The 12,315-nt window shown below is 56.9% G+C and carries 14 protein-coding genes; 9 read left to right on the top strand and 5 right to left on the bottom strand.

Features of this window, described 5'->3' with window-relative positions:
* Positions 1-119 precede the first annotated feature (119 nt).
* The gene (locus A4E19_19950; GenBank protein OQW32302.1) at positions 120-866 is read left to right on the top strand and encodes a hypothetical protein; all 747 of its coding nucleotides are present in this window, start codon (positions 120-122) and stop codon (positions 864-866) included.
* On the opposite strand, the gene A4E19_19945 is transcribed toward A4E19_19950, so the two are convergent.
* The gene (locus A4E19_19945) at positions 845-1,048 is read right to left on the bottom strand and encodes a hypothetical protein (GenBank protein ID OQW32301.1); all 204 of its coding nucleotides are present in this window, start codon (positions 1,046-1,048) and stop codon (positions 845-847) included. The genes A4E19_19950 and A4E19_19945 overlap by 22 nt on opposite strands.
* 66 nt (positions 1,049-1,114) lie before the next feature.
* Between A4E19_19945 and A4E19_19940 the strand changes: the two genes are divergently transcribed.
* The 8 genes from A4E19_19940 to A4E19_19905 all read left to right on the top strand — a co-directional run bounded on the left by A4E19_19940 (position 1,115) and on the right by A4E19_19905 (position 8,331).
* Positions 1,115-1,639 carry a hypothetical protein gene (locus A4E19_19940; protein ID OQW32300.1) on the top strand — a complete coding sequence of 175 codons (525 nt, stop codon included), beginning with the start codon at positions 1,115-1,117 and terminating at the stop codon, positions 1,637-1,639.
* 192 nt (positions 1,640-1,831) lie between these two features.
* Positions 1,832-2,386, top strand: a complete 555-nt coding sequence (locus tag A4E19_19935; protein OQW32299.1) for a hypothetical protein — start codon at positions 1,832-1,834, stop codon at positions 2,384-2,386.
* 249 nt (positions 2,387-2,635) lie between these two features.
* Entirely contained in the window at positions 2,636-3,064 is a 429-nt protein-coding gene (locus A4E19_19930) for a hypothetical protein (protein ID OQW32298.1), read from the top strand.
* A 66-nt stretch (positions 3,065-3,130) separates the two neighbouring features.
* Entirely contained in the window at positions 3,131-3,598 is a 468-nt protein-coding gene (locus A4E19_19925) for a hypothetical protein (protein OQW32297.1), read from the top strand.
* Between the two features lie 130 nt (positions 3,599-3,728).
* A complete protein-coding gene (locus A4E19_19920) occupies positions 3,729-5,552 on the top strand; it encodes a glycoside hydrolase family 15 (GenBank protein ID OQW32331.1) in 1,824 nt (607 codons plus the stop codon).
* Positions 5,549-6,904, top strand: a complete 1,356-nt coding sequence (locus A4E19_19915) for a glucose-6-phosphate dehydrogenase (GenBank protein ID OQW32296.1) — start codon at positions 5,549-5,551, stop codon at positions 6,902-6,904. Before A4E19_19920 ends, A4E19_19915 begins: the two co-directional genes overlap by 4 nt.
* A 225-nt stretch (positions 6,905-7,129) precedes the next feature.
* On the top strand, positions 7,130-7,681 hold the full coding sequence (locus A4E19_19910) for a hypothetical protein (GenBank protein ID OQW32295.1): 552 nt from the start codon (positions 7,130-7,132) through the stop codon (positions 7,679-7,681).
* 95 nt (positions 7,682-7,776) lie between these two features.
* A complete protein-coding gene (locus A4E19_19905; GenBank protein ID OQW32294.1) occupies positions 7,777-8,331 on the top strand; it encodes a hypothetical protein in 555 nt (184 codons plus the stop codon).
* Between the two features lie 62 nt (positions 8,332-8,393).
* On the opposite strand, the gene A4E19_19900 is transcribed toward A4E19_19905, so the two are convergent.
* Genes A4E19_19900 through A4E19_19885 form a run of 4 tightly spaced genes read right to left on the bottom strand, consistent with a single transcriptional unit; the run spans position 8,394 to position 12,211 of the window.
* Complete coding sequence (locus tag A4E19_19900) at positions 8,394-8,804, bottom strand: hypothetical protein (GenBank protein OQW32293.1); 411 nt, start codon at positions 8,802-8,804, stop codon at positions 8,394-8,396.
* Complete coding sequence (locus A4E19_19895; GenBank protein OQW32330.1) at positions 8,801-9,259, bottom strand: hypothetical protein; 459 nt, start codon at positions 9,257-9,259, stop codon at positions 8,801-8,803. Before A4E19_19895 ends, A4E19_19900 begins: the two co-directional genes overlap by 4 nt.
* Complete coding sequence (locus A4E19_19890; protein ID OQW32292.1) at positions 9,256-11,559, bottom strand: hypothetical protein; 2,304 nt, start codon at positions 11,557-11,559, stop codon at positions 9,256-9,258. The genes A4E19_19895 and A4E19_19890 overlap by 4 nt, the downstream gene beginning before the upstream one ends.
* Positions 11,549-12,211: a hypothetical protein gene (locus tag A4E19_19885; GenBank protein OQW32291.1), complete on the bottom strand. Its 663-nt coding sequence runs from the start codon at positions 12,209-12,211 to the stop codon at positions 11,549-11,551. Before A4E19_19885 ends, A4E19_19890 begins: the two co-directional genes overlap by 11 nt.
* Positions 12,212-12,315 lie beyond the last annotated feature (104 nt).

Below are 12,315 nucleotides of genomic sequence, written 5' to 3'. Positions count from 1 at the left end.
GCGCAATGTTCACAACAATGCCCGTCAATCATCTCTCCACCAAGTGAGACCAGGGGTCTAACCAGTGGAACCTTGTCGGGCGAACGGGCCACTATTGTCACATCCACATCGGAGGGGGCATGAAGCAATTCAGGCGTGTGCGGGACATTGCCAAATTGACTCTGTATGGTCACGATGGCCCGGTCGGCACGGCACAAGAGCTCTATTTCGACGACCAACATTGGACGGTCCGGTACCTGGTCGTGAGAACGGGAGGATGGTTGCTGGGGCGCGATGTATTGATCGCTCCGATTGCGATTGAGGGTATCGACGATACGGACGCCTCGATGCGAATCGGTCTGAACAATAAGCAGATCGAGCAAGCTCCTTCGATCGAGAGTACGAGGCCGATATCACGCCGCTACGAGGAAGCCTACTACAAGCATTTCCGTTGGGCTCCTTATTGGCAGCCGGACACCACAGTATGGGGAAGCCCGATTCCCTATTCCGATACTTCAGCCATGGACCATGATGAACCCTTGCGTACTGATTCCCCTGAACAGTCCCATCTCCGCAGCAGCAGCGAAGTCACGGGGTATGGGATTCATGCAAAAGACGGAGAAATCGGTCACCTTGAGGATCTGGTGGTGGATGATGAGGATTGGATCGTCCGGTACGTTGAGGTCGACACGGGAAACTGGCTGCCCGGAAAAAAAGTATTGGTGCAGAGCGGCCGGATTCAGCAGATCGATTGGCCGAGCCGGTCGGTGACGATGTCGCTCACTCGGCACGCCATCGAATCGGCTCCGGCTTATGATCCGTCGAAACTCATCACGCCGGATTATGAGGTTCGTCTGTTCAAACACTATGGACGAGATGCCGCATAGCCGCGAAACATGAAATCGCGGCTGTTGAAGGGTACAGGCCACCGTCCCAGGCCATCATCCTCAGCACATATAAAATAGATGGCAGAACTGCCCATCCCGAGACCGATGATCGACAACCATCGATCTTTGTGGGCGATCATCCTGTCCGTGAAGATAGAGACCAGCCCTACGGCAAAGCGCATCCTCGGTGAGTTCACTCGACGAGTGGGCGGAAAACATTCACGGAACAGAAGAAAGAGAGATTGATCATGACGCGGCGATCTAGAGTGGCTCGGTTTTGGTTGTATGGAATTGCAGCGGTTGTCCTCTTCGCCATGTTGCCGCCTGTCGGCATGGCAGATGATGGATTTGATGTATCAACGAATCGTTTGGGTCGGCAATCTGATTTGCAGCGTGAACAAGGCCTGCAAAAACTCATGGGCACGATAAAAAAGACGGAGAAAGTAGGTGCCGAGGACAGGGATCAACAGAACTTAATCGTGCAACTCAAGACACAGAAACAAGAAAAGACCATCACCGTGGATTTGGGCAACGTGGAGCAGCTCAAAGACATGGATATTCAGGTTGGAAACAGAATCATTGTTTGGGGTCGATTGGTCATCGACGGCGACAATCACTTGTTCAGAGCGCACCGGCTGTGGATCGCCGGCGGAACTATCGATATCGAACGTCCGGAGATGTCGAACCGACGAGCCGGCGGGCTTAGGTCCAGCGTTGAAAGCCGACAGAACAGGATAGTTGAAGAATCGGAGGACAATGATCGGAAGCGATAGTGGGAACCAATCTTAGAATTGATCCCGGGCCTCTCCATGCAGGGGAGCGGCTGAGGGAAGACGGTTGTTACACACACGTGAACTAGAGACAGGACACGGAAGCATGGCGATCGGCTTTGGTCGGGATGCCTTGTGAACAGGTTGGACCGTCTCATGGAAGAGGATGCTAATAGGAATGCCCGGTGCTCCTATGTGGCCGTCGTAGCGAGTACACTGGTATTTCTGATCCTTTCGGCGGCTCTCTATATCTGGTCGGGCGGCTACAACGTTGCCGCGAGTGACCCACACCTGGAGTTCGTGAGTCTGAGTTTGGCGACCATTCGAGACCGGTCCATCGAGGTGAGAGCGGGAGAGACCGAGGCACCTCGCCTCGAACCGGAAACGGCCATGAAAGGGTTCCGGCCGTATCATGGTCTGTGCAGCATCTGTCACTCGGCGCCCGGACTCGAAGCTGGTCCGATCCGTCAAGGACTCAACCCCAAGCCTCCGTTGCTGACTTCCGAACGCATCCAGCGGCGAAGCAATGAGCAGTTGTTTTGGATCGTGAAGCACGGAATCAAAATGAGCGGTATGCCGGCGTTCGGACCGACCCATAACGACCGCGAATTATGGCAGATCGTCTCGTTCGTCCGGCAGCTCCCTCGTATTACAGACGATGAATATCTGGCGATGGTGAGAGCTGCGGGCCGATTCGAGACCGACGACCATGGGCATGACCATGGTCGGCACACACACCATCAGCAATAGCGTCATGGTCTTGCGGGACCGGCTTGCGGAGGGACAAACGGTTCCGAAGCTAGACATCATGTCGATCCTTGCTTCTCCCAGTCTGCAACGCGCGACGCCATCTCGATGAAAATTCCCTGCGGTGGAGATAAGTTATGATTCACCGTCCAGGCGTTCTGCCTGCGTCGGTGGGCGGTGGAATTGGTATGGTCGTTGCGTTCCAGGACTTAGTACATTGAATGAATACATCTTATCGTGGAGGAGATACCCATGTTCATGAGAACGATGTTGCTAGGGATTGTCCTAGCCGCTTTCAGCGTGCCGTGCCCTACCGAGGTTCGAGCGCAAGCTACGGATGACGACTTCGATGTGTATGATTATCCACAGTCAGGTGACGACAATTGGTCTTACGGTCTTGTCGAGTCATGCCAAAAAGAAATATCGCGCGGTCCTTTGGGCGGCATAAGGGATTGGCAATGGAAATCAGACGAGGAACTGCGACGTGCTGTGAAATGCCATATTGAATCGAGCCCCTTTATCAAGAGTAAAGGCATCGATGTTTCGGTGAGTGACGGTACGGCCACCTTAAGTGGAACGGTACAGGATCAAGACTCGATTCGCAGTGCCATAGTCGATGCGTACGGAGCCGGCGTAAAAGACGTGGTCAGTAAACTCGAGGTCGAGCAAAACACGGAGTAGAATATTCTGTTGAATGCATTCTGTAAGGCGGTTACGTCGAGTGATTGAACTGAAAGGAGTCATACGATGACATATAAAAATCTATGTTCGTGTGTGTTGGCGACCGGTATCTGGTTGGCCGTGCCGGTCTTCGTGTCAGCGAAGGGACTGCCGTACTCTGCAGAAAGCCGGAACGCGCAAGATTCATTCATCCTTAACGTGCAGACTACTGAACGTTGGGAGACCGATCGCCCGGACCTCGGAGGTAAAGGGATTTACAGTTACGGCAGTGAGCTGTTCAGTGGAACGTGGGGAGGAAAATTGACCGGTGAACGTGAATCCCAGGAGAGTTCCGGTGTAATGGACACCCAGTCCTTTGGTAGTCCATCAGTCGATATGTCCCCCAGCGTCAATGGTCACACCGAAGGTGTAGACCGTCCCTTCTTCGGCGGCGGTCCGTCCGGAGGCGATCCGGCGGTCCAAGGTTTGAGCGGAATGGACGGCGGCGGCTTTTCTTCAGGCGGTGGCTCCGTCCCCGGCTATCATGGAAGATAAGAGGAAGGTAAGAGATATTGAAGCGCCCCATCGTGATCCGTTGGGGCGCTCGGAAAAGGCCGTTCCAAACGTTTTGAGTGCGAAGAAAGCGTGATATTTATCCGAGCCCGGCCTGCCTGTGACTGATCCTATCAAAAGTAAGTGGGGACCTCTCGGACAGACCGACGGATATCTGCCGCTGGAAGATTACGGGCTGATCGGGGACGGAACCACGGTCGCATTGGTGGGGCGGGACGGGAGTATTCCATGGCTGTGCTTGCCGCGGTTTGATTCACCTCCATTGTTTTGCGGGATACTGGATACTCACCATGGCGGGGCCTTTACCATCCAGCCGGATGGGCTGAGTGAGGCACGTCACTATTACGAACCCGACACCGCGATTCTGGTCACCGAACTCCGGGCCAAGACGGGGGTGGTACGCCTGACCGACGCCATGCCGGTTCGTTCCGGCGCCGATCTGACGGAAGATGTCGCGGCAGGGCGACATGAATTGTTGAGATACGCGCAGGTGATATCGGGGCATGTACGGCTGCATATCCGATTGGAGCCGAGAGGCGGGGCGAAGATTGAACGGCGAGGCGATGGGTTGAGGCTCCGCTGCCTGGAGCAGGAAGATCTCGATCTTCAACTGCGGGCCGGCGTACCGTTGCAAGGTCTCGATTCCACTCTTGATCTGAAGGCGGGGGAGCGGGTCCCGATCATTCTAGGTTGGAGCGCCGGACATCACCATCACCATCCCATCGAGGCGGAAGATCTCTTGTCCGCCACACGCGACGCATGGCGGCGCTGGACGGCGCATATCGACTATGACGGGCCGCAGACAGAGGCGGTCCGACGTTCGGCCGTCACGCTGAAACTTCTCGACCATTTCGACAGCGGTGCGATCATTGCCGCGCCGACGTCGTCCCTTCCAGAAGAAATCGGCGGGGTGCGCAATTGGGATTACCGGTACGCATGGATCCGAGATGCGGCGTTATCGGTCTATGCGCTCCTGCGAGTGGGGCTTCCGCAAGAAGCAGCGGGTTTCTTGGGATGGGTCCTCGATGCGGTGGAGAAGGATGGACGGCCCCGGGTACTGTACGATATCGACGGAGATGGTCCACTGAAAGAAACGGAGGATCAACGACTCGAAGGCTACCGCCGGTCCGCACCCGTCCGCTGGGGCAATGGGGCGGCTGAACAGCGCCAACACGATGTGTTCGGCGAGATCGTCGATTGTGCCTACCAATGGACCAGGCATCATGGCGGCGTGAGCGAGGCGCTCTGGGAAAAGCTGCGTCGATTGATCGATGCCGCCGGACAAGAATGGCATGAACCGGACCAAGGAATCTGGGAGGTCAGAACTTCCGGTCGGCGGTTCACATATTCGACGGCCTTGTGTCATGTCGCCCTTGATCGCGGCGTGCGTATAGCCGAACGGTTTGGACTTCCCTGCGACTTGTCACGCTGGAAAACCGAAGCGGACCGCATCGTGCGGGCCATCACGGATGAAGCGTGGAGTCCGCAGCTCAAGTCGTTCACCGAACATCTCGGTGGAGGAGGTCTCGACGCCAGTTTGCTCGCCCTGCCCATCCGTCGGGTCATTCCGGCCGACCATCCCCGAATGATCGCCACCACGGAGGCAGTCGTGCATCATCTCGGCGCCGGAAAGGGACTCTTGTATCGTTATCGATTGGAGGATTCGCCGGATGGCTTGACGGGACACGAAGGCGCCTTTCTCTTGTGCAGTTTCTGGCTGGTCGACAATTGGGCCAAACAAGGACGGATCGACGAAGCCTTGGAGTTGTATGAGTCGCTGTGTGCACGGGCCAACCCACTCGGTCTGCTTCCGGAACAAATCGACCCCTCGAGCGGAGCATTCCTTGGAAATTATCCCCAAGCCTTCAGCCATATCGGTGTCATCGCCAGCGGAGTGATCTTGGGACGCCTCTGTCGCGCCCGAAAGACATCGTGACGCAGTCATTCGTGATATTCGGAGCGACCGGTGACTTGACCGGACGGTTTTTATTGCCTGCTTTCGCCCATTTGCTCCATGCGGACAGACTGTCGGACGCCCCGACTATTGTGGGCATCGGGAGAGAGCCATGGGACCGCATGAAATTTCGTCGGCATGTTGAGGAACAGTTGATTTTGCATAGCGACACCGATGAACAGGCTCGGGGACGACTCATCGCCCGTCTTGAATATCAGCAGGCGGATATCACGGACCAGCGGCAAGTAGAAACCGTGCTGGGCAAGGTCAAGGGGCCGATCGTCGCCTATCTCGCGCTGCCCGCTGGATTGTTTGCTCCGGTCATCCGAGCCGTTGCGACTTCCGCCAAGGAAGGAACCCGCATCATCGTCGAAAAACCGTTCGGCGAGGACCTGGAATCCGCGCGGGCGTTGAACCGGTTGTTGCATGACTCGTTCTCCGAATCCGCCATCTTCCGCATGGACCATTTTCTCGGCATGAGAACGGTGCAGAATCTACTGGGTTTGCGGTTCGCCAACCGGCTTTTCGAACCCCTGTGGTCATGTGAGCATGTCAGTCGCGTGGAAATCATTTGGGATGAAACGCTGGGCCTGGAGGGGCGTTCTTCGTATTACGATCGGGCCGGGGCGTTGCGCGACATGGTGCAGAATCACTTGCTGCAAGTATTGTGTTACGTCGCAATGGAGCCTCCCTTGACGCTCGATGCGCATGACCTGCGTAGCCGAAAAGTGGACGTGCTGCGCGCGGTGAACAACATGACGGCGGAAGAGGTCCATACCCGCACCGTGCGTGCGCGGTACGGTGCCGGCCGAATCGGCGACCGGGCGATCCAGGCTTATGTCGATGAAGCAGGCATCAAACCGGAGCGCCGGACGGAAACGTTCGTGAAAGTCGTCCTGTACATCGACAACTGGCGTTGGGCGGGGGTTCCCTTCATGCTTCGTACCGGAAAGGCGCTGGCGCGAGACCGCCAGGAGATGGTCGTCCATTTCAAACCGGTGCCTCATCTGGCATTCGAACCGGGCACATCCGTTCAGCACAATCGACTTCGCATGCAATTCGACCCGGATCGCATCGACCTCCATCTCAATGTCACCGGCGCGGATGAGCTGTTCAGCCTCAAGGAAACGGCGTTGGAAAAACAATTCGTCAGGCAAACGATTCCCGCCTACGGTCAAGTCTTGCTGGACGTCATCCATGGAGATCAGACATTGTCCATTCGTCACGATGAAGCTGAAGAATCCTGGCGTATCGTCCAACCGATTTTGGATGCTTGGGCGGAAGGACGTAGTCCGTTGCAGGAATATCCCGCGGGAAGCGAAGGACCCACGTAATAAGTCCCGATACCATCCTTTCGCAGCGGCGGCACGAGCACAAGATGCCGGTCGAGGGACATTCCGTCTCGACTTGGACAGGTCGTCTTTTATCGCCAAAACTTTTCAGTGGAAAGAACCGGGCGTGTTCCTACTTCCCAAGCTTCCGGCCCTGGAATCACCTTTGCAGGAACACCAAGAAAAGGCCTTAGAACCAGTTCTGCAGAAAAAGAAGGAGGTGGGTCTATGTATTTATTGATGGTCGCGATGTTGTTCACGTCTCCTCTGTTTTTCGGTGGATGCAATCAGAAGGACGTGATCCCGGAGAGGTTGGAAGGGAAGGTCGATCGTGACCTGCGCTATTCCGACATCAAGAACAATCCGCAAGCCCATCGAGGCAAACTGATGCTCGCGGGCGGGAAGGTGTTGTCGGCAAAACGGACGCAAGAAGGGACAAGACTTGAAGTATTACAGATACCGTTGTCCGAAGATTTGATTCCCACCGGAAAAGAGACCGAATCGAAGGGGCGATTCGTGGTCATCGACCGGAACGATAAGGTATCGGATCCCGCCGTATTCGAGGATGAAAAGAAGCGCATCACTGCCGTCGGGGAAGTGGTGGGCATGACCACCATTACCATCGATGAGGTGCAACAACAAGTACCTCAGCTGGCACTCAAACATGTCACGGTGTGGGATTGGGATCGCGTGAAAGGCGGGTATGGTCCGTACGCCGGCTACGGATATCCCTATGCTTGGGGATACCGGGGGTACTACGGCTATCCCTATTATTGGTAGATGCACTTGTCGTCGCGAAACATGGTTCACAGAAGATTGCATAGCCGTGGCCGTTTGTCGCGCGGCCGGTGGACTTATTGAAAGGATGGTATGTCATGAATCGGCTGATACTCGCGGCGATGTCGGTCGTGCTTATGTTCGTCGGTGGATGTGATCGGACGGACGTCATTCCGGATCGGCTGGAAGGGAAGGTCGATCGTGACCTGCGCTACGCCGATATCAAAAATGATCCGCAAGCCCATCGAGGGAAACTGATGTTGGCGGGCGGGAAAGTGCTGTCGGCTCAACGCGTGAAGGAAGGCACGAGAATCGAAGTGCTGCAGATTCCCTTGTCCGAAGAGCTGATTCCGACGGGTCGCGAAACCGAGTCGAAGGGACGATTCGTGGTGATTGACCGGGGCGATCAGGTGTCGGATCCGGCGATATTCGACGAGGAGAAAACGCGCATCACGGTGGTGGGAGAAGTGCAGGGCACGACGACCATCACCATCGATGAGGTGCAGCAACAGGTTCCCCAGCTGGAGCTCAAACATGTCACGGTGTGGGATTGGGATCGCGCGAGAGGTCGCGGCTATGCGCCATATTATGGCTACGCCTATCCCCATGGTTGGGGATACATGGGGTACTACGGCTTTCCCTATTATTGGTAGAACCGGTCGCGCCCGTCATCACGTGTGAAGACCACGTCCGTCGTCGCGTTGAAGCGAGTCGATCAGCTCTTTTTTGGCGTTAGAGCTGCCACACGCGCGACCGCATCCCTGATCGCTTGGTCCAGCTGTTCCGCCTCGAACCGGCCTTTGATCAGGTATTGTTGCGCGCCGAACCACAAAGCTCCCTTCGAGAGCGTGTCGGATACGGAGCTGGTCAACATGATCACCGGGATCTTGGGCGGAGGGTCTTCGCCGACGAGTTGGACCAACACTTCGAAGCCCGATTGGTCCGGCAACTTCAGATCCAGGATAATGCAATCCGGCTCTAGGCGCGCGGCTGCTTCCACCCCCGAGGCTCCGTCTTTCGCTTCGTGCACGACATAGTTCGTGGGTAATCGTTCGAGGAACCGGCGGTAGATATGCCGGTCCTCGGAGCTGTCGTCGATCAACAGAACATTCACCGGAGTCTTCATTGGGCGGGCCCTCGTTCACTCAATATTTTGGGGGGAGGTAATATCATGATCTTGTCCCAGTATTCGACGAAGCCCAGCAGGATGTCTTCGAGATCCGTGTATTTGACCGGCTTGCTCATATACCCGTTGGCGCCCTGGTCGTAACAATAATCCACGTCCTTCGGACTGGATGACGTGCTGAAGACCACGGTCGGGATCGAACGAAAGTCCGGATCGCTCTTGAGGCGCGCCAATGTTTCCCGTCCATCGGTGCCCGGCATATTCAGGTCAAGCAGGATCAGCGAAGGCAGATGGGTAGTTCCGTCCGGGGGGTTGGTCAAATAGTTCAACACGTCCTCGCCGTCGCGACATCGAACGAGAGGCGGGCCGTTCGATCGACGCATCACCCGCTGGAACGCGATAAGATCTTCATCATTGTCTTCCGCGATGAGAATAATTCGCACAACTGCGCCTATCTCGGTAAAGCAATAAAAAAAGTGGAACCGACCGTCGGCTCCGATTCGACCCAGAGCCGCCCTCCGTGCCGCTCGATGATTTTCTTCGCGATCGTCAGGCCGACGCCGGTCCCTCCCCCATAGGCGTCGCGCGCGTGGAGGCGGCGAAACATATTGAATATCTGTTCCTGATGTCTGGTCGGAATCCCGATGCCGTTGTCCTTGACATGGAGGACGGTCATCCCCTCCTCCTGCGCGGCAACCGTTCGCTGAGAAGCTGGTTCTTCGGCCGAGACACCGATCTCGATCCACTTCTCGGGCTTGTCGTTGTATTTCATCGCGTTCGTGATGAGGTTGGCGAAGACCTCCTGGAACATCACCGGATTGACCGAAAGCGTGGGAAGGGGGCCGGTCGTTCGAACGGCCACTTGAAGCTCGTCCAGACGGGGCTTCAGGGATTGCACCACCCGCCGCACCAGCGATGCCAGGTCCGTCGGCTCGCCTTCCAATGCTTCACGACTCAACCGGGAATAGTGCAAGAGACCGTTGATCAGCTCATCCATCCGTTCGGTGAGCTTCATCATGGTCCGCAGCTTCTTTTGCCCTTCGGCGTCGAGCTTGTCCTCGTAGTCTTCCAGCACGAAGCGGGCATAGTTATGGATGCCGCGCAGCGGTTCCTTCAGATCATGGCTGGCGATATAGGCAAAGGCGTCCAGTTCCACGTTGCTGCGCGTCAGCTCCTCGTTGGCGCGCGCCAATTCCTCCGCTTTGCGTAACACCACGTCCACGATGGCCCGGCGCAAGTCCGCCGCCGCGGCCAGTTCGCTCTCGCGCCAAGGGCGGGACGAGCCACGAACCGATTCCTTCCAGAGCGCGAAGGATGCGCGCGGGATGAGCCGCTCTTCGCCGTCGATCCGGGATACGTCCACCGGCTTGTGCGGATCACCGGCCCAGTTCACAGTCTTGGCCACTTCGGGCAAGAACCACAGAATGAAATGGGGTTTGTGCGTGAACAGGCGCAGGGCCAGCAGACCGGACGCCAGTTCATGAAACGCTGCCGCAGGGGAGTAGGCCGCCGACAATCGATCAGTGGCATAGGTATCCTGTCCCATGTGATCCGCGAGCCATGTCACCAGGTCTTTCAGCCGGCTGTCGTCCGGCGTCCTGCCCAGCTTGTGGAGATGACCGTCCAGGGCGACCACCGCGCCGCTCGCTCCGAAATAGGACAATAAGTTGGTCTCGTGCCGGAGCAAGCCCTCCTGAAAGTTCACGTGCCGCAGCATCTGTTCCATCATCGTGGCATGGAGCCCTTTCAACTGTCCGACGTATTCTCGGTCCTGCAACTCTTCTTTGGACGCCATGGCGAGCGACATGAGGTGCGCCAAAAATTCCGCGGCGGTGCGGTGTTCATAGGCGACGTGTTTGGGATTTCGATGGTGCATGCACGAGATCAAGCCCCAGAGCTTGCCGTTTTTCAGCAGGGTCAGGACCATCGTGCTCTTGACACCCATGTTCTTGAGATACCCGCTGTACATCACGGAGACGCTGCGCAGGATGGAATAGCTGAGGTCCAACGGCTTCTCCTCCTCGCCCTGCTTCGCGATGAGCGGCACCGGTTCATAGCCCACATCGGGAAGATGACTGATCCATTTCATGGAAAATAGCCGACGGGCCGGTTCGGGGATGTCGCTCGCGGGATAATGCAGGCCGACATAGCTCTCTAGACCCTCTTCCCGATCTTCCGCCAGCACCCAACCACTGCGGTCCTCGAGAAACTTATAGGCCAGCACGCGATCGTACCCGGTAAAGCGACGGATACGGGACACCGCTAGGTCGAAGAAGGCCTGCAGCGATTCGGTGCGCTGCAGGTCGGCCATGCTGGCACGCACTTCGGAATAGAGGTCTTGCAGGGAGACCGGACCAGGTAGTCCCTTGCCCTCCAGTTCGACGATGAGCAGCCCGTTCTCGTTTCGATGGACGAAGAAATAGGCTTCTTTCATCGGACCGGGGACCGGTGCAGTGAAAAGACACACCGGAGGGCAGGTCAGGTTCTTTTCGTGGCTCACCTGACGACGGAATAATTGGGCCTCTTCGTGGTTCAAGAGCCGGTCGATAGGTTGTCCCAGCAGGTCTTCGGACGTCAGCCCGAGCCGTTCCTCCGTGTTCGCGCTGACGTGCGTGATCATACAATCAGGTTCGCTCAAGACGAGAAGCACTCCATGCGGTTGGATCGCTCCACAGAATTGGACCTGTTCCCGGTCGCAGTTCGAAAGGTCGACGTTCCGGGCGGTGATGGGCACTTCGCTTTGGTCAGGAGGCATGGAGAGCTAAGGAGTGGTAAGGGGCCGCCGGTGGATCGGCGGCATGGTTGAGCACAAGCCATTGTTCGAAAGAGGAAAAGGTTCGGCGGGCGCTGGCGATGATCGCCTCCTCTTGCAGCCGGTCGTAGGCCGCCGCCTCCAAGATACGCAGGAACTGGCTCCACATGTCGGGCACACGAACGCCGTAACTGGTGAAGAATCGCGCGAAGCGATCGGCGTTCGGGCCCAGCGAGCCGCGCAAGCTCTTGAGTATGATTTGCCCGCCTAATGTGGCTCCTTCCACGACATATAAGGATCCGAGCACCTCCGCCTGGTTTGTGATGGTCGGCAACTCTTGACAGAGGGGCAGTGTGCCGATGACAGCCGTGGAATCGCCCAGGGACATGAGATCCTCCAATAGCCACCATGATTTACTGCGGCATGCCACCGTGGCGCGTAACACCGGAGGAGCGGACGAGTCCAGGGATGCTTCGAGCGGCAGGTAGAATCCGAAAAATACCCGAAGCACATCACGATAGCGTTCGGGCGTAAGGCCGCTCTCCAATAGCGGGAGCCGTGTTTCGAGACGGTGATGGACCTGACGAGTCGCCAGCTCGAGACGTTTGTGAAAACTGCTTCGCGGAAATCGTAAGACGGTTCGTGTCGAAGTCATATCGTGGTTCCTGTCGTCCGGGATATGAGGGTGGGCCGACCGTAGAAGGACTAAGGGGTCTTGCCCACTAGGGGCACCCCTAGTTTTGAATCAGAATGGTTTGG

Source organism: Nitrospira sp. SG-bin1, assembly GCA_002083365.1.
In the GTDB taxonomy this organism is placed as follows: Bacteria; Nitrospirota; Nitrospiria; order Nitrospirales; family Nitrospiraceae; genus Nitrospira_D.
This window is presented reverse-complemented; position numbering and strand designations above follow the sequence as displayed.

What these genes read in the sequence shown, in the direction of transcription:
- A4E19_19950 (OQW32302.1), top strand. Translation starts at nt 120, where the DNA reads ATGAAGCAATTCAGGCGTGTGCGGGACATTGCCAAATTGACTCTGTAT.
- A4E19_19945 (OQW32301.1), bottom strand. Translation starts at nt 1,048, where the DNA reads ATGCGCTTTGCCGTAGGGCTGGTCTCTATCTTCACGGACAGGATGATC.
- A4E19_19940 (OQW32300.1), top strand. Translation starts at nt 1,115, where the DNA reads ATGACGCGGCGATCTAGAGTGGCTCGGTTTTGGTTGTATGGAATTGCA.
- A4E19_19930 (OQW32298.1), top strand. Translation starts at nt 2,636, where the DNA reads ATGTTCATGAGAACGATGTTGCTAGGGATTGTCCTAGCCGCTTTCAGC.
- A4E19_19925 (OQW32297.1), top strand. Translation starts at nt 3,131, where the DNA reads ATGACATATAAAAATCTATGTTCGTGTGTGTTGGCGACCGGTATCTGG.
- A4E19_19910 (OQW32295.1), top strand. Translation starts at nt 7,130, where the DNA reads ATGTATTTATTGATGGTCGCGATGTTGTTCACGTCTCCTCTGTTTTTC.
- A4E19_19905 (OQW32294.1), top strand. Translation starts at nt 7,777, where the DNA reads ATGAATCGGCTGATACTCGCGGCGATGTCGGTCGTGCTTATGTTCGTC.
- A4E19_19900 (OQW32293.1), bottom strand. Translation starts at nt 8,804, where the DNA reads ATGAAGACTCCGGTGAATGTTCTGTTGATCGACGACAGCTCCGAGGAC.
- A4E19_19890 (OQW32292.1), bottom strand. Translation starts at nt 11,559, where the DNA reads ATGCCTCCTGACCAAAGCGAAGTGCCCATCACCGCCCGGAACGTCGAC.
- A4E19_19885 (OQW32291.1), bottom strand. Translation starts at nt 12,211, where the DNA reads ATGACTTCGACACGAACCGTCTTACGATTTCCGCGAAGCAGTTTTCAC.